The sequence below is a fragment of the Stenotrophomonas sp. TWI377 genome, from assembly GCF_039674525.1.
GTDB lineage: Bacteria > Pseudomonadota > Gammaproteobacteria > Xanthomonadales > Xanthomonadaceae > Stenotrophomonas.
Map to the genome: position 1 here is coordinate 69973 of NZ_JBDJNT010000003.1, position 25073 is coordinate 95045.

Annotated in this window: 21 protein-coding genes and 1 other RNA gene; 7 read left to right on the plus strand and 15 right to left on the minus strand. The window is 68.1% G+C overall.

Annotation, left to right across the window (positions count from 1 at the left end):
• Nucleotides 1-78 precede the first annotated feature (78 nt).
• Genes ftsA through mraZ form a run of 13 tightly spaced genes read right to left on the minus strand, consistent with a single transcriptional unit; the run spans nt 79 to nt 14407 of the window.
• A complete protein-coding gene (ftsA, locus tag ABE546_RS04955; RefSeq protein ID WP_017355446.1) occupies nt 79-1314 on the minus strand; it encodes a cell division protein FtsA in 1236 nt (411 codons plus the stop codon).
• Nucleotides 1311-2063 carry a cell division protein FtsQ/DivIB gene (locus tag ABE546_RS04960; protein WP_346462847.1) on the minus strand — a complete coding sequence of 251 codons (753 nt, stop codon included), beginning with the start codon at nt 2061-2063 and terminating at the stop codon, nt 1311-1313. Before ABE546_RS04960 ends, ftsA begins: the two co-directional genes overlap by 4 nt.
• Nucleotides 2060-3043 carry a D-alanine--D-alanine ligase gene (locus ABE546_RS04965; protein ID WP_313210224.1) on the minus strand — a complete coding sequence of 328 codons (984 nt, stop codon included), beginning with the start codon at nt 3041-3043 and terminating at the stop codon, nt 2060-2062. The genes ABE546_RS04960 and ABE546_RS04965 overlap by 4 nt, the downstream gene beginning before the upstream one ends.
• A complete protein-coding gene (gene murC, locus ABE546_RS04970) occupies nt 3040-4476 on the minus strand; it encodes a UDP-N-acetylmuramate--L-alanine ligase (protein WP_313210226.1) in 1437 nt (478 codons plus the stop codon). Before murC ends, ABE546_RS04965 begins: the two co-directional genes overlap by 4 nt.
• A 37-nt stretch (nt 4477-4513) precedes the next feature.
• Complete coding sequence (gene murG, locus ABE546_RS04975; RefSeq protein ID WP_313210228.1) at nt 4514-5608, minus strand: undecaprenyldiphospho-muramoylpentapeptide beta-N-acetylglucosaminyltransferase; 1095 nt, start codon at nt 5606-5608, stop codon at nt 4514-4516.
• Entirely contained in the window at nt 5605-6933 is a 1329-nt protein-coding gene (gene ftsW, locus ABE546_RS04980) for a putative lipid II flippase FtsW (RefSeq protein WP_070471723.1), read from the minus strand. The genes murG and ftsW overlap by 4 nt, the downstream gene beginning before the upstream one ends.
• The gene (gene mraY / locus ABE546_RS04985) at nt 6933-8018 is read right to left on the minus strand and encodes a phospho-N-acetylmuramoyl-pentapeptide-transferase (RefSeq protein WP_088433957.1); all 1086 of its coding nucleotides are present in this window, start codon (nt 8016-8018) and stop codon (nt 6933-6935) included. Before mraY ends, ftsW begins: the two co-directional genes overlap by 1 nt.
• A complete protein-coding gene (gene murF / locus ABE546_RS04990; protein WP_313219983.1) occupies nt 8008-9402 on the minus strand; it encodes a UDP-N-acetylmuramoyl-tripeptide--D-alanyl-D-alanine ligase in 1395 nt (464 codons plus the stop codon). The genes mraY and murF overlap by 11 nt, the downstream gene beginning before the upstream one ends.
• Nucleotides 9399-10880, minus strand: coding sequence for a UDP-N-acetylmuramoyl-L-alanyl-D-glutamate--2,6-diaminopimelate ligase (locus tag ABE546_RS04995; protein WP_346462848.1), 1482 nt, complete (start codon nt 10878-10880; stop codon nt 9399-9401). The genes murF and ABE546_RS04995 overlap by 4 nt, the downstream gene beginning before the upstream one ends.
• Nucleotides 10877-12721 (minus strand): penicillin-binding transpeptidase domain-containing protein, encoded by a 1845-nt coding sequence (locus tag ABE546_RS05000; RefSeq protein WP_121042695.1) that lies wholly within the window; start codon nt 12719-12721, stop codon nt 10877-10879. Before ABE546_RS05000 ends, ABE546_RS04995 begins: the two co-directional genes overlap by 4 nt.
• A complete protein-coding gene (gene ftsL / locus ABE546_RS05005; protein ID WP_019182492.1) occupies nt 12718-12981 on the minus strand; it encodes a cell division protein FtsL in 264 nt (87 codons plus the stop codon). The genes ABE546_RS05000 and ftsL overlap by 4 nt, the downstream gene beginning before the upstream one ends.
• Nucleotides 12978-13946, minus strand: a complete 969-nt coding sequence (gene rsmH / locus ABE546_RS05010; protein WP_313219984.1) for a 16S rRNA (cytosine(1402)-N(4))-methyltransferase RsmH — start codon at nt 13944-13946, stop codon at nt 12978-12980. The genes ftsL and rsmH overlap by 4 nt, the downstream gene beginning before the upstream one ends.
• Before the next feature lie 14 nt (nt 13947-13960).
• Nucleotides 13961-14407 (minus strand): division/cell wall cluster transcriptional repressor MraZ, encoded by a 447-nt coding sequence (gene mraZ / locus ABE546_RS05015; RefSeq protein ID WP_019182494.1) that lies wholly within the window; start codon nt 14405-14407, stop codon nt 13961-13963.
• A gap of 324 nt (nt 14408-14731) precedes the next feature.
• Between mraZ and ABE546_RS05020 the strand changes: the two genes are divergently transcribed.
• The 3 genes from ABE546_RS05020 (at nt 14732) to rnpB (ending at nt 16620) form a co-directional block, all read left to right on the plus strand.
• A complete protein-coding gene (locus ABE546_RS05020; protein WP_313219985.1) occupies nt 14732-15508 on the plus strand; it encodes an NRDE family protein in 777 nt (258 codons plus the stop codon).
• A gap of 237 nt (nt 15509-15745) precedes the next feature.
• Nucleotides 15746-16225: a DM13 domain-containing protein gene (locus ABE546_RS05025; protein ID WP_346462849.1), complete on the plus strand. Its 480-nt coding sequence runs from the start codon at nt 15746-15748 to the stop codon at nt 16223-16225.
• 44 nt (nt 16226-16269) lie between these two features.
• Nucleotides 16270-16620: RNase P RNA component class A (gene rnpB, locus ABE546_RS05030), an RNA gene on the plus strand.
• 365 nt (nt 16621-16985) lie between these two features.
• Here rnpB and rsmI read toward each other — a convergent pair.
• Entirely contained in the window at nt 16986-17807 is an 822-nt protein-coding gene (gene rsmI, locus ABE546_RS05035; protein ID WP_346462850.1) for a 16S rRNA (cytidine(1402)-2'-O)-methyltransferase, read from the minus strand.
• A gap of 79 nt (nt 17808-17886) precedes the next feature.
• Here rsmI and ABE546_RS05040 point away from each other — a divergent pair, with 79 nt between their 5' ends.
• Genes ABE546_RS05040 through ABE546_RS05055 form a run of 4 tightly spaced genes read left to right on the plus strand, consistent with a single transcriptional unit; the run spans nt 17887 to nt 21912 of the window.
• The gene (locus ABE546_RS05040) at nt 17887-19608 is read left to right on the plus strand and encodes a penicillin-binding protein activator (protein ID WP_346462851.1); all 1722 of its coding nucleotides are present in this window, start codon (nt 17887-17889) and stop codon (nt 19606-19608) included.
• The gene (locus tag ABE546_RS05045; protein ID WP_313210251.1) at nt 19557-19982 is read left to right on the plus strand and encodes a YraN family protein; all 426 of its coding nucleotides are present in this window, start codon (nt 19557-19559) and stop codon (nt 19980-19982) included. The genes ABE546_RS05040 and ABE546_RS05045 overlap by 52 nt, the downstream gene beginning before the upstream one ends.
• Nucleotides 19982-20521 (plus strand): metal-dependent hydrolase, encoded by a 540-nt coding sequence (locus ABE546_RS05050; RefSeq protein WP_346462852.1) that lies wholly within the window; start codon nt 19982-19984, stop codon nt 20519-20521. The genes ABE546_RS05045 and ABE546_RS05050 overlap by 1 nt, the downstream gene beginning before the upstream one ends.
• Nucleotides 20521-21912, plus strand: a complete 1392-nt coding sequence (locus ABE546_RS05055; RefSeq protein WP_346462853.1) for an FAD-linked oxidase C-terminal domain-containing protein — start codon at nt 20521-20523, stop codon at nt 21910-21912. Before ABE546_RS05050 ends, ABE546_RS05055 begins: the two co-directional genes overlap by 1 nt.
• A 91-nt stretch (nt 21913-22003) precedes the next feature.
• On the opposite strand, the gene ABE546_RS05060 is transcribed toward ABE546_RS05055, so the two are convergent.
• Complete coding sequence (locus ABE546_RS05060) at nt 22004-24940, minus strand: autotransporter outer membrane beta-barrel domain-containing protein (protein WP_346462854.1); 2937 nt, start codon at nt 24938-24940, stop codon at nt 22004-22006.
• Between the last annotated feature and the right edge of the window lie 133 nt (nt 24941-25073).

Below are 25073 nucleotides of genomic sequence, written 5' to 3' on the forward strand. Positions count from 1 at the left end.
CAGTGGTGCGTTGCGTTGCAGTGGTGCGGGGGTGCAGGTGATGCAGCCGACCAACGGTCGGCTCTACCGCGGGCCGCGTCAGAACTCGCCGCGGAACCAGGTTTTGAGTTTCTTGAACATGCTGCCGGCGCGGCCGGTGGGCAGCGACGGGCGACGCGGGTGTTCGATCTGGCTGCCCATCAGCAGCAGGCCCACGCCGGTGGCATGCACCGGGTTGCCCACCACTTCGCCCAGCCCGGTGACGTGCTGCGGAATGCCCACGCGCACCGGCATCTGCAGCATTTCCTCGGCCAGTTCGACCACGCCTTCCATCTTCGAGGCACCGCCGGTAAGCACCATGCCGGCGCGCACCAGCTCCTCGAAACCGGAGCGGCGCAGTTCGGCCTGCACCATCTCGAAGATCTCTTCGTAACGGCCCTGCACTGCCTGGGCGAGTGCGTGGCGTGGCATCCGGCGCGGCGGACGATCGCCGACGCTGGGTACCTGGATGCTTTCCTCGGCGGTGGCCAGCTGGGCCAGGGCGCAGGCATAGCGCACCTTGATCTGCTCGGCTTCCGGCGTCGGCGTGCGCAGCATGTGCGCGATGTCGTTGGTGACGTGGTCGCCAGCGATCGGCAGCGAGGCGGTGTGGCAGATCGCGCCCTGCACGAACACGGCCAGGTCGGTGGTGCCGGCACCCATGTCGACCAGCACCACGCCCAGCTCGCGCTCGTCGGCGGTCAGCACGGCCACGCTGGAGGCCAGCGAAGAGAGCACCAGGTCATCGACCTGCAGGCCGCAGCGCTGCACGCACTTGGAGATGTTGGCCGCCGCCGACTGTGCACACACCACCAGGTGGGCATGCACTTCCAGGCGCACGCCGGTCATGCCGACCGGGTTGCGGATGCCTTCCTGCGAATCGTCCAGCACGTACTCGCGCGGGATCGCATGCAGGATCTTCTGGTCGGCCGGGATCGCCACCGCCTTGGCCGCATCCAGCACGCGATCCAGGTCGCCCCAGGTCACTTCGCCGTCGCGGATCGGCACGATGCCGGGCGAGTTCTTGCACTGCACGTGGTTGCCGGAGATCGAGGCATACACCGAGCGGATTTCGCACCCGGCCATCAGCTCGGCCTCTTCGACCGCACGCTGGATGGACTGCACGGTGGATTCGATATCCACCACCACGCCGCGCTTGAGACCGCGCGATTCGTGCGAGCCGATGCCGATGACCTCGATCGGATTGCCCGGCGAATACTCGCCGACCAGCGCCACCACCTTGGAGGTGCCGATATCCAGACCAACGATCAGTGATTTGTCACCCTTGCGATTCATGTCCTGTCCTGCGTCCTGTGCGCCACAGTGGCCGGCGTGGCCGGTGCGGCCGGAGCCGGGGTACCCCAGCTCAGCGTGAAACCATTGGTGTATCGGAGGTCGGCGCGCTCGATCGGCGCCGCCTGGTTGGCCAGCTGTGGCAGTACGCGCACGAACCGCTGCAGGCGCGAGCGGGCATCGTCGCGGCCCACCACCACTTCGGTGCCATTGCTCAGCACCAGCGACCAGCTGCCGCGTGCGTCCATGGTGACCCGCTTGACGTCCACCCCGGCCGGCGCGAACAGCGCGCGCGCATCGTTGTAGAGCGCCACGACTTCTTCAGTCTGGCTGTCCGGCCCGTCCAGGTCGGGCAGCTCCAGGTCCCGCAGCTTCTTCGGCGTGGCGAACAGCTTGCCCTGCTCGGAAAGGAGGCGGTCGTGGCCCCAGCGCGCGAACGGCTTGTGCTCGACCAGGGTGATTTCCAGCACGTCCGGCCACTGCTTGCGGACCTGCGCGCTTTCCACCCACGGCAGTGTTTCGATGGCGTCCTGGGCATCCTGCAGCTTGACCGCGAAGAAGCCGGACTTCGCGTACGGCAACACGACCTGCTGCAGCTGTTCGGCCGGGACCCGCTTGAACTCACCGTGCACGCGCAGCTTGGCCAACGGCCACCGCTCGGCACCGACCCAGCCGTTGAGCACGGCCACTACGGGCAGTGCCACGACCGACAGGGCCAGCAACCAGACGAAGATGCGCAGCACCGCGTTCATGCGTGGCTGTGCTCCTGTGCTGCGTGACCCGGCAGGGTCTGTTCCAGCACGCGCCAGACCAGCTCTTCAAAGCCGATCCCGGCCTGGCTGGCCGATTTGGGCACCAGCGAATGGCTGGTCATGCCCGGCGCGGTGTTCACTTCCAACAGGTAGAAGCGGCCGCTGCTGCGGTCGCGCATCACGTCCACCCGGCCCCAGCCACGGCAACCGGCGGCGCGGAACGCGGCCAGTGCGAGGCGGCGGATCTCGATTTCATCCTCGCCCTCCAGGCCCGGGCACAGGTACTGGGTATCCTCGGCGATGTACTTGGCGTTGTAGTCGTACCACTGCCCCTTGGGCACGATGCGGATCGACGGCAGCGCCTGGTCACCCAGGATCGCCACGGTCAACTCATCACCGACCACCATCTGCTCCATCAGCAGCTGGCCGTCATAGCGCACCGCCAGCGCGACCGCCTCATCCAGCCCGGCCGCTTCCACCACGCGGCTGATGCCGACGCTGGAGCCTTCGTTGGCCGGCTTGACCACCACCGGCAGGCCGAGCTCGGCCGCGGCGGCGTGGACATCGGAGGCCTGGTCCAGCGCGATGAAGCGCGGGGTCGGCAGGCCGTGCGACAGCCACACCTGCTTGGTGCGGATCTTGTCCATGCTCAACGCCGAGCCCAGCACGTCCGAGCCGGTGTAGGGCACGCCGAAGGCTTCCATCAGGCCCTGCACGATGCCGTCCTCGCCACCGCCGTTATGGCCGTGGAGGATGTTGAACACGCGGTCGAAGCGCTTCTCGACCAGCGCCAGCGCCAGGGCCGGGATGCCGTCGACCGCGATCGCATCGACGCCGCGCGCGCGCAGCGCTTCGATCACGTTGCGGCCGGAATCCAGCGAGACGTTGCGCTCGCTGGAGGTGCCACCCAGCAGCACGGCGACGCGGCCGAACATGGCCGGGTCGGTGAGGCGCAGCGGCGGGAAGGTCAGCGCGTTCATGCCGCCGGGGTCTCCTGGAAACCTTCGCCGGCGATCTGCTGGGCGATGTAGCCGATGTCGCCGGCCCCCATCATCAGCAGCAGGTCACCGTCCTGCAGCACGTCAGGCAGCACGTGCGCCAGTTCGGCGGCGTTGCCGACCACGACCGGCTCGCTGCGGCCGCGCGCACGGATGGCGCGGGCCAGCGAACGCGAATCGGCCCCCGGGATCGGCGCTTCGCCGGCCGGGTACACCTCGCTCAGCACCAGCGCATCCACTTCGGACAGCACGGCGGCAAAGGCATCGAACTGATCGCGGGTACGGCTGTAACGGTGCGGCTGGAACGCCACGACCAGGCGCTGGCTCGGCCAGCCGCCGCGGGCAGCGGCGAACACGGCGGCCAGCTCACGCGGGTGGTGGCCGTAGTCGTCGATCACGCGGACCTTGGCGCCGGTGTGCGTGGTGACGATGCCCAGGTCATTGAAGCGGCGGCCGATGCCGGCAAAGCTCTCCAGCGCACGCGCGATCGCGTCCGGGGCCACGCCCAGCTGCCAGCCCACGGCGGCGGCGGCCAGCGCGTTGAGCACGTTGTGCGCGCCCGGCAGGGCCAGCGTCACCGGGTGGCTGCTGCCTTCCGGCAGGCGCAGGGTGAAATGCATGCGCGGGCCGTCCTGGACCACGTCCTCGGCGCGCACGTCGGCGTTGCTGCTCATGCCATAGCTCATGACATGGCGCGGCGTCTGCGCCGCCAATGCGGCCACTTCCGGATCGTCGATGCACAGCACCGCCAGCCCGTAGAACGGCAGGCGCTGCAGGAACTCGGCGAACGCGGCCTGGACGCGGGCGAAATCGTTACCGTAGTTTTCCAGGTGGTCCGAATCGATGTTGGTGATCACCGAAACCAGCGGGTTCAGGCGCAGGAAGCTGCCATCGCTCTCGTCGGCTTCGGCCACCAGCCACTGGCCACCGCCGAGCTTGGCGTTGGCACCGGCGGCGAGCAGCTGGCCGCCGATCACGAAGGTCGGGTCCAGCCCGCCTTCGCTCAGCACCGCGGCGGTCAGGCTGGTGGTGGTGGTCTTGCCGTGCGTGCCGGCCACCGCGATGCCGCGGCGGAAGCGCATCAGTTCGGCCAGCATCGCCGCGCGCGGCATGATCGGGATGCGCTGGCTGCGTGCTTCCATCAGCTCCGGGTTGTCATCGCGGATCGCGCTGGAGACGACCACGCAGTCGGTACCGAGCACATTGGCGGCCGAGTGGCCGCGCATCACGCGCGCACCCAGGCCGGCCAGGCGGCGGGTCGCGGCGTTGTCGGCATTGTCCGAGCCGGACACTTCATAGCCCAGCGTCAGCATCACTTCGGCGATGCCGCTCATGCCGGTGCCACCGATGCCGACGAAGTGCACGCGCGGGAACGCGCGTACCAGGTCGTTGGTGTCGTGGAGGCGGCGGATCATGCGCGGCCTCGCGCCAGGCTGGCGCGCGTAGCGGTGTTCATTTGGATTCCTCGAGAATGATGTCGGCGATGCGCTCAGCGGCATCGACCTTGGCCAGGGCACGCGCGGCATTGGCCATCTGCATGCGTCGGGCGGAATTTTCGGACAAATCGCGCAACACGCCTTCCAGCTGCGTCGCCAGCGTTTCATCCTGCTTCAGCAACACAGCGGCGCCGCGCTCGACCAGATACTCCGCATTGCGGGTCTGGTGATCGTCGACGGCCGCGGCAAACGGCACCAGCACGCTGCCCACGCCGACCGCGCACAGCTCGGCCAGGGTGGAGGCGCCGGAGCGGCACACCACCAGATCGGCCCAGGCGAACGCCTCGGCCATATCGGCAATGAAGGGTTCCACGCTTGCCTGCACGCTGGCATCGGCATACGCCTGCAGCGCCTCGGCATGCAGCTTCTCGCCGCTCTGGTGGCGCACCTGCACCGGCATGCCGGCGCCCAGCGCAGCCAGTGCCTTGGGCACCGCGTTGTTGAGCACGCGTGCCCCCTGGCTGCCACCGAGGACCAGCAGGCGCAGCGGGCCCTGACGGTTGGCCAGGCGCAGCTCGGGCGGCGTGATCGCGGCGATCTCGGCACGCACCGGGTTGCCGACCGCTTCCTCACGCTTGGCGAAGCTGCCCGGGAAACCGGCCAGCACGCGGCGCGCGAAGCGCGACAGCACGCGATTGGTCATGCCCGGTGCGCGGTTCTGTTCGTGCACCAGCAACGGCAGGCCATGCAGGCGCGCGGCGATACCGCCGGGGCCGGAGGCGAAGCCACCGAAGGCGATCACCGCCCGCGGCTGGCGATCGCGGATCAGGAAGCCGGCCGCGCGGATCGCGCGCAGCAGCCGCAGCGGTGCGCCGATCAGGGCCAGCTTGCCCTTGCCGCGCAGGCCACCGATGGCGAGCGTATCGATGTGGATATCGTGCTGCGGCACCAGGCGCGTTTCCATCGCGCCATCGGCACCGAGCCAGGTGACCGGCACGCCGCGTTCGCGCAGCACCTTGGCCACGGCCAGGCCGGGGAAGATGTGCCCACCGGTACCGCCGGCCATGATCATGACCGGGCGCTGGGACGGATCGAGGCGAGGCGTGCTCATCCCATCCTCCCCAGCGTCGGTTCGATGCGTTGCTGCATGCGGCTGGTGCCACGGGTGGCGCTGTCGCGCGGTGCGGCATCGCGGTTGCCGCTGTCCTGCATCGCCGCGGCGACCGCGCTGGCGCTGTCGGCCTTGGGCACGTCGCCCGGCAGCGGGCCTTCCTGGTCGGCGCCCATGCGCACGGCCTGGCGGCGCTCGGCGCGGTCCAGTTCATAGGAGACGCGCAGCAGCAGGCCCATCGCCACGCAGGTCATCAGCACACTCGAGCCGCCCGAGGAAATCAGCGGCAGGGTCAGGCCCTTGGTCGGCAGGATGCCGAGGTTGACCCCGATCGAGACGAAGCTCTGCATGCTGATCCACAGGCCGATGCCGAAGGCGATGTAGCCGGAGAAGTGGCGCTTCATTTCCACGCAGCGCATGCCCAGCCAGAAGGTGCGGCCGACCAGCAGCGCATACAGCGAAATGATCAGGCAGGTGCCAAGGAAGCCCAGCTCCTCGGCGGTGACCGAGAAGATGAAATCGGTATGCGCTTCGGGCAGGTAATAGAGCTTCTGCACCGAGTTGCCCAGGCCCACGCCGGTCCACTCGCCACGGCCCACGGCCATCAGCGCGTTGGACAGCTGGTAACCGTCGCCCTGCTGATCGGCCCACGGGTCCAGGAAGGAGGTGATGCGGCGCATGCGGTACGGTTCGATGATCGCCAGCGCGCTCATGCCGACCATGCCGATGATCACCGGCATGGACATGCGCGGCATGTTGACCCCGCCCAGCACCAGCATGCCGGCGGTGATCGCCAGCAGCAGCGTGGACGAGCCGAAGTCCGGCTGCAGCAGCAACAGCACCACCAGCGCGCCGGCCACGCCCAGCGGCTTGAGCATTGCCGGCCAGGTGGCGTTGACCTCATCGCGGAAGCGGACCAAGTAGCTGGACAGCCACACGATGTAGAGCACCTTCACCGCTTCGACGGTCTGGAACTTGGAAATACCCAGGTTGATCCAGCGGCGGGCACCGTTGACGCTGCTGCCCAGGCCCGGGATGAACACCACCACCAGCAGCGCGAAGCAACCCAGCAGCAGGATCTGGTTGTACTGCTCGATGCTCTTGAGCTCGGTGCGCATGGCGATGATTGCCAGGCCGATACCCACCGCCAGGAAGATCAGGTGGCGGTTGAGGTAATAGAACGGGCTGCTCATCAGCGCGATCGAGCTCGACGCGACCATCACCACGCCCAGCCCGGTGAGCGCGATGATCGCGCCCAGCAGCCACTTGTCGAAGTGGCCTCCGATGGCTTCAAGGCGGGTTGCCTGGCGCGACAGGTCGTTCATCAGCGGACCTTCAACGTGGCCAGGCCGATCAGCACCAGCACGACCGAGATGATCCAGAAGCGCACGATCACGCGCGGCTCCGGCCAGCCCTTCAGTTCGAAGTGATGGTGGATCGGTGCCATGCGGAATACGCGCTTGCCGGTCAGCTTGAACGAGGCGACCTGGATCATCACCGACAGCGTCTCGATCACGAACACGCCGCCCATCACCACCAGCACCAGCTCCTGGCGGGTGATCACCGCGATCGTGCCCAGCACCGCACCCAGCGCCAGCGCGCCGATGTCGCCCATGAAGACCATGGCCGGATAGGTGTTGAACCAGAGGAAGCCCAGGCCTGCGCCGGCGATCGCCGCGCAGATGATGACCAGCTCACCGGCGCCCGGGATCTGCGGGATCTGCAGGTAGCTGGAGAACACCACGTTGCCCGAGGCATAGGCGAACACGCCCAGGGCGCAGGCGACCAGCACCGTCGGCATGATCGCCAACCCGTCCAGGCCGTCGGTCAGGTTGACCGCGTTGGAGAAGCCGACGATCCAGAAATACGCGATGGCCACGAAGCTGATGCCGGCCAGCGGCAGCGCGATCGATTTGAACATCGGGATGTAGAACGTCATCGCCGCCGGCACATCGGCGGTGTAGAACAGGAACAGACCGGCCGCCAGACCGAAGATCGACTGCAGCAGGTATTTCCAGCGCGACTTCAGGCCGTTCGGGTCGCGGCGGACGATCTTGATCCAGTCGTCGTACCAGCCGATCGCGCCAAAGCACAGCATCACCGCCAGCACCAGCCAGACGTAACGGTTGCGCAGGTCGGCCCACAGCAGCACCGACAGCGTGATCGTCAGCAGGATCAGCGAGCCGCCCATGGTCGGCGTGCCGGCCTTGGCGAAATGGGTCTGCGGACCATCCGTACGGATCGGCTGGCCGCCCTTGAACTGGGCCAGCTTGCGGATCATCGCCGGGCCGAGCCACAGCGACAGGAACAGGGCGGTCAGCGCCGCGAGGATGCCGCGCAGGGTCAGGTAGCCGAACAGCCCGAACAGGCTCTCCAACTGCTGCAGCCATCGGGCCAGTTCAAGCAACATTGGGGGTTTCCTCTCCTTGCGCGAGCAGCGCTTTGACGATCGTGTCCATGGCGCTGCCACGCGAGCCCTTGACCAGGCAGCGCACGCCGGCATGCAGTTCGGTGGCGAGCGCGGCGGCCAGGGCCTGGTGACTCTGGAACTGTTGGCCGCCTTCACCGAAGGCGGTCGAGGCGGCGGCGCTCAGCGGGCCGAGCGTGTACAGCCGCTTCAGGCCGGCATCGCGGGCGCGGCGGCCAGCCTGGGCATGCAGCGCCTCGCCGTCCGGGCCGAGTTCGCGCATGTCGCCCAATACCAGCCAGCCCTCGTCCTTCGAGGCAGCCAGGGCATCGATGGCGGCGGCGAGCGAACCCGGGTTGGCGTTGTAACTGTCATCGATCAGCACCGCGCCGCTGGGCAGCTGGTGCGCGATCTGGCGGCCCGGCACCGGCTCGGCGCGGGCCAGGCCGGCAGCGATCTGCGCCACCGCAATGCCCGCGGCCAGCGCCAGCGAGGCGGCGGCCAGCGCATTGCTGATGTTGTGCCGGCCCGGCAGGCCCAGCGTGATCTCGGCGTCGCCCGCGGGCGTGGACAGCACGAACTGGCTGCCCTGCGCGGCCGGGCGGATCGCACGCGCGGTGACATCGGCGGTGTGCTCCAGGCCGTAGCGCAGCACGCGGCAACGCGGCGGCTGGCCGACGATGTGCTGTTCGAACCAGATCCCGAAGGCGTCATCGGCATTGATCACGGCCACGCCATCGGACGGCAGCGCCGCGTAGATCGCGCCCTTGGTGGTGGCCACGCCCTGCAGGCTGCCCATGCGTTCCAGATGCGCCGGGGCGATGTTGTTCACCAGCGCGTAGTGCGGGCGCACGATCTCGGTGAGGTAGGCGATGTCGCCCGGCTTGCCGGCGCCCATCTCGTAGACGGCGTAGTCGGCATCTTCCGGCGCATCGAGCACTGCCAGCGGCAGGCCGATCTCGTTGTTGCGGTTGCCGGGGTTGGCGTAGACCACCTTGCGGTCGTCACGTGCCACCTGTTCCAGGATCGCCAGCAGCAGGCTCTTGACGCTGGTCTTGCCGTTGCTGCCGGTGATGGCGAAGACCGCGGTGTCGCGGTCACGCTGCATGCCGGCGGCGATGCGGCCCAGGGCGTGTTCGCTGTCGGCGACCACGATCTGCGGCAGGGCGACATCAAGCAGGCGTTCGACCAGCATCGCCGAGGCACCGCGTGCCAGCGCGTCGGCCGCGAAGTCATGGCCATCGAAACGCTCGCCCCGCAGCGCCACATACAGGCTGCCGGGCGCGAGCGTACGGGTGTCATTGCTGATGGCATCGATGGCGGTGTCTTCGCCATGGATCTCACCACCGGCCCAGTGGGCGATCAGCGACAGCGGGGTGCGCTTCATGCAGTCACCCCCGCGCGCGCGGCCAGCACACGGCCGGCCACCTCGGTGTCATCGAAGGCGTGCTGGACCCCGTGGATCTCCTGATAGGGCTCGTGGCCCTTGCCGGCGATCAGCACGATATCGCCCGCGCCGGCCTGGCCGATCGCGGTGGCGATCGCGGCGGCGCGGTCGCGCTGCACAGTGACCGCAGCGGGTGCGTCAAATCCCTTGAGGATGTCGGCCACGATCACGTCGCCGTCTTCGCCGCGTGGATTGTCGTCGGTGACGATCACCACGTCGGCATGTTGCTCCGCGATGGCGGCCATCTGCGGGCGCTTGCCGGTATCGCGCTCGCCGCCGCAGCCGAACACGCAGATCAGGCGCCCGGCCAGATGGCCCTGCACGCTGGTCAGTGCCTGTTCCAGCGCATCCGGGGTGTGCGCGTAATCGACCACGACGGTGGGCAGGCCACCCTCGCCGCCCAGGCGGTTCATGCGCCCGGCGATCGGCTGCAGCTGCGAGAGCAGCGCGGCGATCGCGGCCGGGGCGTGATCCAGCGCATGCAGCGCACCGGCCACGGCCAGCAGGTTGTCCACGTTGAAGCGGCCGAGCAGCGGCGACTGCACCGGATGGCGCTGACCGTCCACGACCAGATCGAAGGCGATGCCGCGACCGTCCAGGGTGAGCGAATCAGCGCGTACGGTGGCCTGCGCGGCACCGCGCGAGCTCACGCCGATCGGGCGGACGCTCTCACCGACAGTGCGCAGCAGTTCGCTGCCGAAGCTGTCATCGAGGTTGACCACGGCGGCCTTGAGCCCGTCGCGGTGGAACAGCCTGGCCTTGGCCGCGCCGTACTGCGCCATGTCGCCGTGATAGTCGAGATGGTCGCGGGTGAGATTGGTGAACACCGCCACGTCGTAATGCACGGCATCCACGCGGCCCTGATCAAGCGCGTGCGAGCTGACTTCCATCGCCACGGCCTGGGCACCCCCGTCGCGCAGCTGCGCCAGCACCTCATGCATCTGCAGCACCAGCGGCGTGGTGAAGCCGGTCGGCACCACGTCGCCATACAGTCCGACGCCCAACGTGCCGATACTGCCGCTGCGGGTGCCGAGCAGGTGCCAGGCCTGGGCCAGCAACTGCACGGTGGACGTTTTACCGTTGGTGCCGGTCACGCCGACCATCGTCATCGCGCGCGAGGGGTGGCCGTGGAACTGATCGGCCATCGCGCCCATGCGGTGGCGCAGGCCCGGCACGGCAATCGCATCGGCCGGGGCCGGCAGCTCGGCCGGGGCCGGCGGGTCGAACAGGATCGCCCCGGCGCCATTGGCGCGGGCCTGATCGACAAAGCCCAGCCCGTGCGCGCCGAAGCCGGCGATCGCCACGAAGGCATTGCCCGGGCGCACCGCGCGGCTGTCCAGCACCAGGCCGGTGATGGTCGGGTCGTGGCTCAGCACCACATCGGGAAGCAACTGCGACAGCAACATCATCTGGCTCATTGCGTGCCTCCCTGCGCGGGCGGCACTGTGGCGTGCGCGCTGGGCAGCGCGGCATCGAATTCTGCGGCGGCATCGGGCGCGATCACCGTTTCCGGCGGCGGCATCGGCAGCACCGAGGCCGAGTGGCCCATCTTTCCGGACTGCTGGGCGGCCAGCCACGACTCGATGTCATCCGGCGGCACGTCCATCAGGCGCAGCGCGCCTTCCATGACGTTGTGGAACACCGGTGCGGAGACCAGGCCGCCGTAATACTTGCCGCCCTGCGGGTCGTTGATGACGATCACCGTGGCAAAGCGCGGGTTGGTGGCGGGCACCACGCCGGCGAACAGCGCGTTGTAATGGCCACGCTCGTAACCGCCGGGGCCGGCCTTGCGGGCGGTGCCGGTCTTGCCGGCCACGTGGTAACCCAGCACGGCCGCCTGCTTGGCGCCGCCCTGGGTGACCACGGTTTCCATCATCGCCACGACTTCCTTGGCGATCTTCTCGTCGATGATCTGCTTGCCTTCGTTGCGCTGGCCCTTGACGAAGGTCGGCGCGATCAGCTTGCCGCCGTTGCCCAGCGCCGAGTAGGCGGTCGCGATCTGCAGCGGGCTGACATTCAGGCCGTAGCCATAGGACATGGTGGTCTTGGACGGACCACTCCAGCGCGCCGGGCGCGGCAGCACGCCGGCCGATTCGCCCGGGAAGCCGCTGTGCGGGGCGACGCCATAACCGAAGCTGTGAATGTGGTCGTAGAAGACCTGGTCCGGCATCTTGGCGGCGATCTTGGCCGCGCCGATGTTCGAGCTGCGGGTGATCACGCCGGTGACGTTGAGCACGCCATTGTTCCGCGGCACGTCCTTGATCGTGTAGCGGCCCAGCGCCATGTAGCCCGGGTTGGTGTCCACCGTGGTGTCTTTGGTGACCACGCCGGACTGCAGCGCCGAGGCGATGGTCAGCGGCTTCATGGTCGAACCCGGCTCGACCAGATCGGTCACCGCGCGGTTGCGGCGGGTGTCCGGCGCAGCGCCACCCACGGCATTGGGGTTGTAGGTCGGCAGGTTGACCATGGCCAGGATCTCGCCGGTGGCCACATCCATGATCACCATCGAGCCGCCCGCGGCCTTGTTTTCGATCAGCGCGTTGCGCAGCTCCTTGAAGGCCAGGAACTGGATGCGGCGGTCGATGCTGAGAGTGAGGTCCTTGCCCGGCTCGGCGGCACGCAGCAGATCGCTCTCCACCGTGTCGCCCTTGCGGTTGCGGATCACACGCTTGGCGCCGGCCTTGCCGCGCAGCCATTCGTCGAAGGCCAGCTCCAGCCCTTCCTGGCCGCGGTCGTCGATGTTGGTGAAGCCGAGCACGTGCGCCATCGCCTCACCCTGCGGGTAGAAGCGGCGGAACTCGCGCTGCGAGGCAACGCCCGGGATCTTCATCGCGACCACTTTTTCCGCGTCGTCCGGATTGATCCGGCGGCGCAGATACATGAATTCTTTATCGGCCTTCTGCGAAAGCTTGGAGGTCAGCTCATCCAGCGGCATGCCCAGCGCGGTCGCCAGCTCGGGGATACGGTCGGGCGAGCGCAGCAGTTCCTGCGGGTTGACCCAGATCGAGGCGACCGGGGTGGACACCGCGACCGGCTCGCCATTGCGGTCGGTGATCATGCCGCGCGAGGTGTTGATCGGCAGTTCGCGCAGGTAACGAGCTTCGCCCTGGCGCTGGTAGAACTCGCTGTTGATGATCTGCACGTAGGCGGCGCGGCCGACCAGCGAGACCGAGCACAGGCCCAGCGCCAGCCCCACCCACTTCAGGCGCTGGCGGAGGTTGAAGCTGTTGCGCGCACGGTTGCGGCCGGACTTGTTCATGGCCGGATCACCACGACATCGGCCGCTTCGGGGAACTTCATGCCCAGGCGCTCGCGGGCGACGCGGTCGACCCGGGTCGCCTCGGCCAGGGTGGCCTGCTCAAGCTGCAGGCGACCGAACTCGATGTTGATCTCATCGCGCGCACGCTCGACCCGGGACAGCTCCACGAAGGTCTGGCGGTGGCGATGGCGCATGAACACCACACCGATCGCCGAGGCGACGGTGCAGGCCAGCAGCACGATCAACAGCAGGCGGCTCATCCGGCCACCTCACGCTTTTCGGCGACGCGCAGCACGGCACTGCGCGAGCGCGGATTGACCGCCAGCTCGTCGTCTTCGGCCTTGATGGCGCCACCGTGCAGGTCCAGCGTCGGCACGAAGGCAGCCAGCTCGGGCAACCGGCGGTTGCTCGGCGGTGCCTTGGCGTAGCGGTTCATGAACTGTTTGACGATGCGGTCTTCCAGCGAATGGAAGCTGATCACCGCCAGCCGGCCACCGGGCTTGAGCCGCGCCATCGCCGCCTCCAGGCCCGCCTCGAGGTCGGCCAGTTCGCGGTTGATATGGATGCGGATCGCCTGGAAGCTGCGCGTGGCCGGGTGGATCTTGTCCTTGCCACGCGGCATCACCGAGGCGATCACCTCCGCCAGCTCGGCGGTGCGGGTGAAGGGTTGCTTGTCGCGGCGGGCGACGATGGCCTTGGCGATGCGGCGGCCCTGGCGTTCTTCGCCGTAGGTCCACAGCACGTCCATCAGCTCGCGCTCTTCAACGCGGTTGAGCCACTGCGCCGCACTTTCACCGCTGTCCGGGTCCATGCGCATGTCCAGCGGGCCGTCCTTGCCGAAGCTGAAACCGCGCTCGGCGACATCCAGCTGGGGCGAGGACACGCCCAGGTCGAACAGCACGCCATCCAGGCCCTGTGCGGTGGCATCCCAGTGCAGCAGATCAGCAAAGCTGCCACGGAAGATCGAGACGCGCGGGTCCGGCGCGAAATCACGCTCGGCTACCGCAATCGCCTCCGGATCCTTGTCCATGACCAGCAGTCGGCCTCCCGGACCGAGTTGCTCGAGCACGCCCCTGGCGTGACCGCCACGACCGAACGTGCCATCGAGATACACGCCGTTTTCGATCACCTTCAGGCCATCCAGGACCTGCGTGTACAGGACCGGCAGGTGGCCTGCCGGCGACTGCGACACCGGAAGGTGACCGGCCTGCGCTGCTCCGCGCATCCGGGCACCCCGGCTCACAACTTCAGGTCGAGCAACCCATCGCCGAGATCCTCGTCAGACAACGTCTGCTGGATCAACGCGCGATGAGCCTGCTCGCTCCACAATTCGAATTTGTCGCCCATACCGAGCAGCACCGCCTTCTTTTCAATGCCAACGGCACCACGGTGGCTGGCGGGAATACTGATGCGGCCGTTGCCGTCCAGCTCCAGATGCGCGGCCGAACCGACCAGCTTCTGTTGCAGGAGGCGCACGACGCGCTGTGTGTTGGGCTTGGACATGACGTCATCACGGACGCGTTCCCATTCCTGTTCGGCGTACAGCCACAGACAGCCGGACTCGAACGGGTTGTAGGTCAGGACCAGACGGTTGTTGCTCACACGCGCGACAAGGTCGCGATGCGCGGTCGGAACCGCCATGCGCCCTTTGTCGTCAACAGTGATGGCCGTCTCGCCTTGAAACACGACGTTTTCACCTTTCCTTCGCCTGGTGAAACATTGAACCACGAAAAACCACAAAAAACCCGGTTTCCCCTCTGATGCCCACCTTAGCAGTGCCGATTGGGTTGTCAACAACTTTGCGAAGGGGAAATCACTTTGAACATCAAGGGCTTGCAGCGATCTTTAGAGACTTGTTCAAGGCTTATCCACAAGTTGCTGTTTCGTCTCATTTTTTGAGATTTCGCCGAAGTTCAGGCCTGTGGAGGCCGCGTGAAACATCGCCCCGTATTCAGTCCTGACCCGGCCGCCATCGCCTCCGCCCTGCGCAGAACCGGCACACTGCGAGGCATGTGTCTGCTCGCCCTTGCCTGGAAAACCCACCCCCGCTGGCAGTTGGTGATGGTCGGTAACCGCGATGAGTTCCACGCGCGGCCGACCGCCGCCCTGGCCCGGTGGCCCCCTCCGGATGACGGGGTGGCCGCAGGCCGCGACCTGCGCTCGGGCGGGACCTGGGCCGGGATCGGTGCGGACGGACGGATGGCGGTGGTGACCAACGTGCGCGACCCGCTGGCCCGGCAGACCGGCCCCTCACGCGGGGCCCTGGTAGCCGACTACCTGCGTGACACCGCCCCGGCCGCCCGCTTCGCCGATGGGCTGACCGCCCGCGCCGCCGACTTCGCCCCGTTCAACCTGCTGCTGGCCGATCGCGACAGCTGCCAGTTCCTGGGCAACCACCCGGCGGGCCGGCAGGCGTTGGCGCCCGGCGTACATGGCATGTCCAACGGGCCGCTGGATGCCCCGTGGCCCAAGACGGAGCGCTTGAACGCCGCCCTGCAGGGCTGGATCACCAGCGGCAGCGACGACCTGGGCCCGCTGTGGGCGGCGCTGGCCGATGAAACCCGGGCCGACGACAGCGCCCTGCCCGACACCGGCATCGGCCTCGAACGCGAGCGCTGGCTGAGCGCAGCGTTCATCCGCAGCCCGGAGTACGGCACCCGCGCCAGCACGCTGATCGCGCTGGATGCCGACGGCCAGGGTTTCATCCACGAGCGCCGGTTCGGGCCGGACGGCAGCTGCATCGGCGAGACGCGGCTGGCGGTTACGGCGCCGGCTGCGGGGATATGACGCGACGAGCCCGTTTTCGCCGGTGTGCGACGGGGCACTTCAGCCGCGATTGAAGGTGTTTACCGAAGTTTAACGCGTTGCGCCGCAACGGATTTCAGGCCATGACGCCGGGCTGGACCCGGGCGGGCGCCGGCCACGGCCGGCGCCGGCATCGGCCGTGGCTTGACCCCGGACACCCCGCGACGAGGATGAGGCGGACGGCACCTTCGCCGCGCCCTCTTCGGACCCGAGACCTGCATGCGACGCATCCTCTTTCTATTGGCCAGCCATCTGCTGGTCCTTGGCGTGGGCTTCGGCCTGGGCGTGTACTTCCTGCCGATCCTGACCGCCCCCGACGATCCGCCGGTGCAACAGGTACAGGACGCGATGGGACAGGCCCGCTACCACGCCACCTTCCACCGCGACCAGAAAGGCAGCGACGCGCTGCACTGGGCCGACGGCGCACTGAGCGTGAGCGCCACCCAGGTCGCGTTCACCGGCAAGATCGCCCCGGGGCCCGACTACAAGGTGTATCTGACCCGCGAGTTCGTCGATACCAAGGCCGGCTTTGAACGGATCAAGACCGATGCCATGCGGATCGGCGAGGTGAAGACCTTCAACCGATTCCTGGTCGATGTGCCACCGGGCGTGGATGTCGAGGAATTCACCACCGTGGTGGTGTGGTGCGAACGCTTCGCGCAGTTCATCTCGGCCGGGCAGTATCGAACACCGGGGTGATCGCCCGCCCTCCGCATGCCGGGATGTGGGACAATGCGCGCGGCGGAGTCGGCCAGACAGTCGCGTCATCCCTTGCGGATGCCGAGGAAAGTCCGGGCTCCATAGGGCAAGGTGCCAGGTAACGCCTGGGCGGCGCAAGCCGACGGAAAGTGCAACAGAAAGATACCGCCTACGTTTCCTTCGGGAAGCCGGTAAGGGTGAAATGGTGCGGTAAGAGCGCACCGCGAGTCTGGCAACAGACCGGCACGGCAAACCCCACCTGGAGCAAGACCAAATAGGGACCTAATGGCGTGGCCCGCGTCGGGTCCGGGTAGGTTGCTTGAGCGCTGCGGTGACGTAGGGCCTAGAGGAATGACTGTCCACGACAAAACCCGGCTTATCGGCCGGCTCCGCCGCTTTTTTCGTCATGACGAAAAAAGCCCCAAGGTTTGCAGCGCACACCTTGGGCCCCGGGCCACCAGCGCCCAATTCCCCGCGGCTGTCGCCGCGCCCCCTTTACTAAAGGGGGCTGTGCCTCCAGACGGTTGGCGTGGGCCGGCATTCAATCTGCACGCGCGGTAGAGCCACCCCATGGGTGGCTGCCTCACGTTCTGGCACCGCGTGCAGCCACCCATGGGGTGGCTCTACCTTCTCTGGCACCGCGTGCAGCCACCCATGGGGTGGCTCTACCTTCTTTGGCACCGCGTGCAGCCACCCATGGGGTGGCTCTACCTTCTTTGGCACCGCGTGCAGCCACCCGTGGGGTGGCGCGACCGGCCGATCAACCGCCGTACAGGGCTTTTCTGGGGGCACCGGTGAGTTCGGCGGCGAGCTTGGCTGCGGTGGACGGCGGGAGGTGTTCGCTGAGCTTGGCGTACATGCGGCGGCCGGCGGCCAACTGAGCCTCCTCATCGTCGGCCGCGCCCTGCACCATCACCACGAATTCGCCCTTGCGCTGGTTGTCGTCCGCCTCGACCTGCTGCAGCAGCGAGGCCAGATCACCATCCAGCACGGTCTCAAACAGCTTGGTCAGCTCACGCGCCAGCACCGCGGGCCGCTCGGGCCCGAACGCGGCGACCATGTCCGCCAGCGATTCGGTGATCCGGTGCGAGGATTCGTAGAACACCAGCGTGCGGGTTTCACCGGCCAGCGCATGGAGCCGCTCGCGGCGGCCGGAGGCCTTGGCCGGCAGGAAGCCCTCGAAGGTGAAGCGATCGCTGGGCAGGCCGGCCACGCTGAGCGCCGCGATCGCCGCACAGGCACCGGGAATCGGGCTGACCTTGATCCCGGCTTCCCGCGCGGCGCGCACCAGCCGGTAGCCCGGGTCGCTGACCAGCGGGGTACCGGCATCACTGACCAGTGCCAGCGACTCCCCGGCCAACAGGCGCGCCACGATCCGCTGCGACAACGCTTCTTCATTGTGGTCATGCAGCGCCACCAACGGCTGCTGGATGCCGAAGTGGGCCAGCAGCTGGCCGCTGCGGCGGGTGTCCTCGGCGCAGATCGCGGCCACCGAACGCAGCACGTCCTGCGCGCGCGGGGTCAGATCGGCGAGGTTGCCGATCGGGGTGGCAACGACATACAGCATGGGGACAGCACTCATCAGCGGCTCTTCCGTGGTCAAGGGTAGAATCGTACCGTTCCCCGGCCACGGCCGCTGCCCCCATCGAATGGACCTGATCATGAACAAGCCCGTCGTACGGATCTCCGCCCTTTCGTTGTCGCTGATGCTGCTTGCCGGCTGCGCCACGACCAGCTTCACCAGTGCGCCGGATTCGCCGGCCCAGAGCCAGGCCCTGGCGCTGATCGAGCAGGGCAAGCCGCGCGATGCGGCGGTCCAGCTGGAAGCCCTGGCCAACACCCTGCGCGGCAGTGCCCGCAGCGCCGCCCTGGCCGATGCCGCCTTTGCCTGGCACGAAGCCGGCGATGCCACCCGCGCCCGCACGCTGCTGGCCCAGGTCACTGCGCGCCAGCTCAGTGGCGCCAGCCTCCAGCGCTACCAGCTGACCACGGCCGAACGCGCGCTGGCAGACAAGCAGCCGGCCCAGGCGCTGGCCGCACTGAAAGAATCGGCCGACGCGGTCCCCCCCTCGCTGCGTACCCGCTGGCAGTTGGCGCGCGCCAACGCACTGCAGGCCACCGGCGACAACCTCGGCGCCGCGCTTGAGCGCGCCCGTGCGCACGCCGCGCTCTCCGGCAAGGCGCGCAGCGACAACCAGCAGGCCATCGCCGGCCTGCTCGGCACGCTGGACGATGCCACCCTGCGCGCCCGCGCGGCGGCACTGCCGGCCAACGAGCCGCTGTACAACTTCGCCGGCCGTGCGCTGATCGCCCGGGGCCTGCCGCTGCCGCGTCCGTTCGATCGCGAAGGCGCCTCGCAGTTCGATACCAGCAAGCGCCCGCCGGCGATGAGCGATGGCTATCGTCCGCCCGTGAAGATGGCCGTGCTGCTGCCGCTCAGTGGCCGCCTGGCCACCGCCGCGCAGCCGGTCCGCGATGGCCTGCTCAGCGGTTACTACGGTGAAACCCGCCGCCGTCCGGACATCCAGTTCATCGACACCGCCGGTACCGCCGCCGGTGCCGTGGCCGCCTACGACAAGGCGGTGACCGCCGGTGCCGATTTCATCGTCGGCCCGCTCGGCCGCGATGAAGTGGATGCCGTGTTCGGCCGCCGCGAACTGCCGGTGCCGGTGTTGGCCCTGAACCGCGGCAAGGACACCCCGCCGGCGGGCAGCGCCGGTTTCTCGCTGGCCCCGGAAGACGACGGCATCATCGCCGCCGAGTACCTGCGCGGACGTGAGCGCAGCAAGGTGCTGGTGATCCACAGCAATGATGACAACGGCCGCCGTGCCGCCGCCGCCTTCCGTGAGCGCTTCGCGCAGCGCGGTGGTCAGGTGGTGGCCACCATCGGCGTCAGCGACACGGTCGGCGACATTGGCGCGCAGGTGCGTGCGGCGGGCGCCATCGACGGTGTGTTGCTGGCAGTGAAGGCGCCGCAGGCGCGTGCACTGACCCCGCAGCTGGCGCTGGCCGGTGCCGGTGGCGCCAGCCGCGTCGGCACCTCGCAGCTGACCGTCGGTGCCGGCAAGCCGGAAGAAGACATGGCGCTGGACGGCATCGTCTATCCGAACGAAGCCTGGAACGTGCGTGGCGTGCCCGGCCTGCCGGCCGCCTCCACGGCCGGGCAGATCCTGCCCTCGGCGCGTGGTGCCTCCGGTCGCCTGTTCGCGTTCGGTTTCGATGCCTGGAAGATCAGCGCCTACCTGGACAAGGTCGCGACCGAAGGCGGCCTGGCCGGCGCCACCGGCACCCTGTTCCTGGACAGCAACGGCAACGTACTGCGGGTGCCGGCATGGTCGACCTTCAGCGGTGGCCGGCCGATGCCGATCGCCAGCAGCAACTGAGCCACGTGCCCACCGGGCGCGCGGTACGCGGTGCGGCGGTGGAAGCCGCCGCACAGCACCATCTTCGTGAGGCCGGGCTGCGTCCGGTCACCACCAACGCGCGGTATCGCCGGGGCGAGATCGACCTGATCATGCGCGACGGCGATGTCGTCGTGTTCGTGGAAGTGCGCTACCGCGCCACTGCCCGCTTCGGCGGCGGCGCGGCGTCGGTGGACCTGCGCAAGCGACGCAAGCTGGTGATCGCCGCGCAGCTGTTTCTGCAGTCCCATCCCTGGCTGGCCGAGCAGCCCTGCCGCTTCGACGTGGTTGAAGCCAGTGGCGAGCCCCCGCAGCTGAACTGGCTGCGCGACGCGTTCCGGCTGGACGACTGCTGATGCCCTCCATCTTCACCCACGCCGCCATTCCGCTGGCGCTGTGGTGCGCCGCGGATCGCGGCCGCATCGCCACCCCGTTGCTGGCCGCTGGCGTGGTCGCGGCGATGCTGCCCGACGCGGATGTGCTGGCCTTCGCGCTGCACATTCCCTATGCCGACAGCTTCGGCCACCGCGGGGCCAGTCATTCGATCGTGTTCGCTGCGGTGCTGGCCGTGCTCGCTGCGGTACTGCATACGCGCCTGCGCGCCAGTGCAGTGCAGGCCGCCGCGTTCGTCGGCATCAGTGCGCTGTCGCACCCGCTGCTGGACGCGTTCACCTCCGGCGGTCTCGGGGTTGCCCTGTGGTGGCCATGGAGTGGCGAGCGGTTGTTCGCGCCGTGGCGCCCGATCCGTGTGTCGCCGTTCGCCGGGCAGTTCTTCAGCGCGCGCGGGCTGGCCACCGTTGTGTCTGAACTGCGTTGGGTGTGGTTGCCGCTGGCCGCCGCCGTGATCGGCTGGCGGCTGATCCAACGCGCCCCTGTGAATTCCCGGAACGCCTGATGTCGCCCCCCCCCGCCCTGCCCGCCGCCTTCCTGTCCACCGTGCATGCCCTGCTGGGCGACGACGGGTGGCGCACCGATGACGCGGCGCTGGCCGCCCATGCGCAGGACAACTCCTGGCGCAGCCAGCTGCCGCTCGGCGTGGCGTTTCCGCGTGACCGCGAGCAGGTGGTGGCGCTGGTCCGCGCCTGCCGCACGCACCACGTGGCCCTGGTGGCGCGCGGCGCGGGCACCGGCACCACCGGCGCGGCGGTACCGGTCAACGGCAGCATCGTGCTGTCGTTCGCGCGCATGGCGCGCATCCTCGACATCCAACCCGGCAACCGCTGCGCGGTGGTCGAGCCGGGCGTGCTCAACGGCGACCTGCAGCACGCGCTGGCCCCGCATGGCCTGTTCTGGGCACCGGACCCGTCCAGCGCGGACATCTGCAGCATCGGCGGCAACCTGGCGTGCAATGCCGGTGGCCCACGCGCGGTGAAGTACGGCACCAGCCGTGACAACGTGCTCGGGCTGGTGGCGGTCACCGGCGCAGGCGAGCTCATCCACTGCGGCGGCGCCTACACCAAGGACGCCACCGGCTACGACCTCACCCACCTGCTGGTGGGCAGCGAAGGCACGCTGGCGCTGATCGTGGAAGCCACACTCAAGCTCACCCCGCTGCCGGTCACCCAGGCCGGGCTGCGCGTGCTGTACCGCGATGCCGATGCCGCCGCCGCGGCGGTGTCGCGGCTGATGGCGCAACCGGTGGTGCCCACGCGGCTGGAATTCATGGACGCGCGCAGCCTGGCGCTGCTGCGTCGCAATGGCGCCGACGTGCCCGAGGCCGGCGCAATGCTGCTGGTGGAAGCCGACGGCGACCACGACACCCTGCCCTACCTGCTGCAGGCACTGGCCACCGCCGCCGAGGGCGACGGCCTGCTGGCGCTGGACGTGGCCATGGAAGGAGCCGCACGCGAGAAACTGTGGGCCGCGCGCAAGGCGCTGTCACCCGCGCTGCGCAGCATCGCCCCGGGCAAGATCAACGAAGACGTGGTGGTGCCGGTGTCGCGCATCCCCGACCTGGTGGCCGGCGTGCAGGCGTTGGCGCGCGAGTACACGCTGACCATCGTCACCTTCGGCCATGCCGGCAACGGCAACCTGCACGTCAACATCCTGTACCACCCTGACGACGCCGACGAAAACGCACGCGCGCATGCCGCGCTGCCGAAGATCTTTGAGCTGACCTTGGCGCTCGGCGGCACGTTGTCCGGCGAGCACGGCATCGGGCTGGCCAAGCGCGATTTCATGGCCCAGGCCTTCTCCCCGGCCACGCTGGCGGCGATGCGGGCGATCAAGCACGCGCTGGATCCGGACGGCATCCTCAACCCGGGCAAGGTGCTGCCGCCGGCATAGACCGCGGGCTCTACAACGGTGTGTCATTCGCAGAATCGATCAGCGCTCTGCAGGGGTCGGATCCCAGCGGATCCGACCCCTGCAGCACTTCTTACCAGGCCATGCGCAGACCCACCTGGCCACCCACGTTGCGATAGCCATGGTCGCCGCGCTGCACGGTCATCCCACCCCATGCGCCCCAGCGCTGGCCCAGCTTCAGCTCCGCGCCGGCCTGTACCTCATAGCGGTTGCGCGGTACATCCGCACCCAGCGTGTCACCGTTGAACTGCAGCGTGCTGGTGCCGCTGCCACGCAGCCAGTTGACGCCCAGGTAAGGCTGCACGATGTTGCCGGCTGCGGTGCCATGGCCGAACACGCGCGCGCCCAGGCGCCCGCTCAGACCACCGACATCGGCCTGGTCGATCACCGTGCCGTTCGTTTCCACGTGTCGATCACCACGATAGTTGACATGGGACAGCTGCAGCTGAGGCTGCACATACAGCGCACTGGCAGCGCCCTGCCACACATTGAAGGTGTAGCCGGTCTCCAGCGATGCACTGGCCACGCGCGAATCATAGTGCTCCGGCTCCAGGCCAATGCCCTGCACCCGGTTGTCGAAACGGCCGTACTGCAGGTTCGCATCGATGTAGGCACCCTGCGTGCCATCGGCATCCTGCATCCAGGTGCCGTACACCCCCACCGCGTTACCGCGCACGCGACCCTTGGCGCTGTAGCCGGTCAGCTCGGACACTACGGTGCTGTCGGTGCGGCCGCTGCCCAACATCACGCCAAAGGCGGCATTACCCCGACGCAGCAGGTCGCTGCCAATCTGCAGTACCGACGTATTGCCATCCATCGACAGCTGACCGCCGACCGCGCTGAAATCCGCCTGTTGGCGGCCCATGCGCGCCCATGCAGTGGGACCGTCCTGTAGCGACACCGCGCCAATACGATCGTTCAAGCGATGGGCAAACATGTTGATGGCGGCCGACTGATTGGCCAGGTAGGCACCGGCCTCCGGGCGCAGCACCGCCGGCGGGATGACCGGGTCGCCGCCGCCGCCCTCACCTTCTTCACCGCCCTCACCCGGGTCAGGACCCGGACCGGGACCAGGATCGACCACACAGCCCGGCGCGTTCGGATCATCCGCACATACATCGAACCATTGCGAGCGCAGGTACCAGTTGCCGTCGGAAGGATCGGCAAGACCGCCCTGGAACAGGAAGTACTCATGGGAACCGCCCACCGCACGTCCGGCCAGCGCATAGGTCGCCTGCGATGCGCCATCCACCTCGATGAGCTGGATGCCGTCGGTCGTCTGAGCGCCGGCACCCCCGATGTTCCTCACCGCAATACTGGCATCACCCGATGTATCGCCACGCACATGCAGGCGATCAAAGAGGCTGTCGTCACCGCCCAGCGTCCCCTGGAACAGGAACGTCGCACCTTCGCTGTGCAGATCGCCGTCCACGGTGAGCGTGTTGAATCGGCCACTACCATCGGACAACGCCACGCCACTGTTGAGCACCTGCAGGTCACCCACCGTGGCGTCGCTGGTCAGCGTCCACTGGCTGCCGCTTTCGATCGCCATCGTCTGCACCAGATCCGACGAACCCTGCCATAGCGACCCGTCAGCAAGGCGTACATGCACATCGGACTGTGGCACCAGGCCGGCGTCCTCGTCCTCGGGGGTGATGACGATGTCGCCGACCATCTGCGAACCGCCTTGGACCACCACGTCGAAGCGCCCAGCCACTGCCGCGTCCAGCGCAACGGCAATACCATTGCCACCCGACACGTACGCGCCGTTGGCCAGGGTCAACCCCGCATCACGGCTGCTGCGCACCCACACGCCGCCATGCTGCGCGCTTGCCAGCGAACCACCGTCGATGCCCAGGCTGCCGTTGTCGTTGATCACCGCGGCCCACGCCCCCTCGCCTTCGGTGCGGACGTGAGTGTTGATCAACGTCATTCCACCGCCGCCGCCGGTCAGTACGCCATGCGCCTGCCGTCCTTCAGTGAGGATGACACTGTCCTGCAGGTGGATGCTGCCGCCCTGGCGCGCCACCGCGCCAATCGCACCGGCACCAGAGGTATGGACCTGGGCAGCGCGTGCGTTGATGGTCGGATTGGTGCCGAAGGTAGTGAAGTCGGCATACAACCCATGGCTGCTCTCGCCCGATGTGGTCACCTTCACGCTGTCCAGATCCGCCGTGCCGGTTCGCACATCGATGCCGACAGCGCGATCACCCTCGCTGATGACGGTACTGCGTGCCATTGCCAACGTTGAATCGGAGAACATCTTGACAGTTCCCGTCCCGTTGCCGGTGCTATGGAAGCTGGAGTCCGCCACAGTGACTGCATTGCCGCGGCCATTGATGTCCAGCGCGATGCCGTTGGCCTTCACGCTGCTTCCCGCAAGGTCGAGTTGGTTGTTGTCGGCCAGCCAGATGCCCGACTCACCTTCAATCGCAACGCCGGTCAGGGTCATGTTAGCCCCGGTGGCCGACACCGCCCGGCTGCCCAGCCCCATGGCCGAGATCGAGCCACCGGTCATCGTGATGTCGCCGCCACCGGAAAGGCCGACCGACGACACACCTTCCATGCGGATGTTTACATCCTGCAGCGTGGCCTGGCTGCCGGTTTGCGCCACAACGCCCATGCCGGTGCCTTTGTTGATCACATCGGTGGCGGTCAACTGCAGCCCACCTCCCGTCGTTGCCAGTGCCGTGGTGGCGCCGAAACCGGTGGTGAGCAAGGTAGAGCCATTCAGTTCGATACGGCTGCCAGCACCCTCGGCACGGACGGCCGATCCGCCATCGCCATCCGCACTCACGTTGACCGCGCCCAACGGCACGATGCGGCCGCCGTTGAGCGCATGGAAGGCGTGGCTGCCCACGCCCGTGGCGCTGTAATCGCCAGCGGCCGGGGTCTGCTCATCACCGTCGGCGATGACCTGCTGCGCGTGTGCCTGCCCGGGAATGCCTGCAGCGAGTGCGACGGCGAGGGCCATGGCCAGCGCTGAGTAGTGAATCGGATGGGTTCGCATGTGGGGGTCTCTATTTGTCGAGACCGGCATGGTGGATGTCGCGTTACACACCCACCATTCAATTAGTTGCAATGTCAGATGCGACGTGGCGACGCACATGTGACATTAATATTCGTGAAGCAGCCTGTTTGGC

Bases quoted from the DNA above. Each gene is read 5' to 3' on its own strand.
- ftsA (WP_017355446.1), bottom strand. From the start codon at position 1,314: ATGAATCGCAAGGGTGACAAATCACTGATCGTTGGTCTGGATATCGGC.
- ABE546_RS04960 (WP_346462847.1), bottom strand. From the start codon at position 2,063: ATGAACGCGGTGCTGCGCATCTTCGTCTGGTTGCTGGCCCTGTCGGTC.
- ABE546_RS04965 (WP_313210224.1), bottom strand. From the start codon at position 3,043: ATGAACGCGCTGACCTTCCCGCCGCTGCGCCTCACCGACCCGGCCATG.
- murC (WP_313210226.1), bottom strand. From the start codon at position 4,476: ATGATCCGCCGCCTCCACGACACCAACGACCTGGTACGCGCGTTCCCG.
- murG (WP_313210228.1), bottom strand. From the start codon at position 5,608: ATGAGCACGCCTCGCCTCGATCCGTCCCAGCGCCCGGTCATGATCATG.
- ftsW (WP_070471723.1), bottom strand. From the start codon at position 6,933: ATGAACGACCTGTCGCGCCAGGCAACCCGCCTTGAAGCCATCGGAGGC.
- mraY (WP_088433957.1), bottom strand. From the start codon at position 8,018: ATGTTGCTTGAACTGGCCCGATGGCTGCAGCAGTTGGAGAGCCTGTTC.
- murF (WP_313219983.1), bottom strand. From the start codon at position 9,402: ATGAAGCGCACCCCGCTGTCGCTGATCGCCCACTGGGCCGGTGGTGAG.
- ABE546_RS04995 (WP_346462848.1), bottom strand. From the start codon at position 10,880: ATGAGCCAGATGATGTTGCTGTCGCAGTTGCTTCCCGATGTGGTGCTG.
- ABE546_RS05000 (WP_121042695.1), bottom strand. From the start codon at position 12,721: ATGAACAAGTCCGGCCGCAACCGTGCGCGCAACAGCTTCAACCTCCGC.
- ftsL (WP_019182492.1), bottom strand. From the start codon at position 12,981: ATGAGCCGCCTGCTGTTGATCGTGCTGCTGGCCTGCACCGTCGCCTCG.
- rsmH (WP_313219984.1), bottom strand. From the start codon at position 13,946: ATGCGCGGAGCAGCGCAGGCCGGTCACCTTCCGGTGTCGCAGTCGCCG.
- ABE546_RS05020 (WP_313219985.1), top strand. From the start codon at position 14,732: ATGTGTCTGCTCGCCCTTGCCTGGAAAACCCACCCCCGCTGGCAGTTG.
- ABE546_RS05025 (WP_346462849.1), top strand. From the start codon at position 15,746: ATGCGACGCATCCTCTTTCTATTGGCCAGCCATCTGCTGGTCCTTGGC.
- rsmI (WP_346462850.1), bottom strand. From the start codon at position 17,807: ATGAGTGCTGTCCCCATGCTGTATGTCGTTGCCACCCCGATCGGCAAC.
- ABE546_RS05040 (WP_346462851.1), top strand. From the start codon at position 17,887: ATGAACAAGCCCGTCGTACGGATCTCCGCCCTTTCGTTGTCGCTGATG.
- ABE546_RS05045 (WP_313210251.1), top strand. From the start codon at position 19,557: ATGGTCGACCTTCAGCGGTGGCCGGCCGATGCCGATCGCCAGCAGCAA.
- ABE546_RS05050 (WP_346462852.1), top strand. From the start codon at position 19,982: ATGCCCTCCATCTTCACCCACGCCGCCATTCCGCTGGCGCTGTGGTGC.
- ABE546_RS05055 (WP_346462853.1), top strand. From the start codon at position 20,521: ATGTCGCCCCCCCCCGCCCTGCCCGCCGCCTTCCTGTCCACCGTGCAT.
- ABE546_RS05060 (WP_346462854.1), bottom strand. From the start codon at position 24,940: ATGCGAACCCATCCGATTCACTACTCAGCGCTGGCCATGGCCCTCGCC.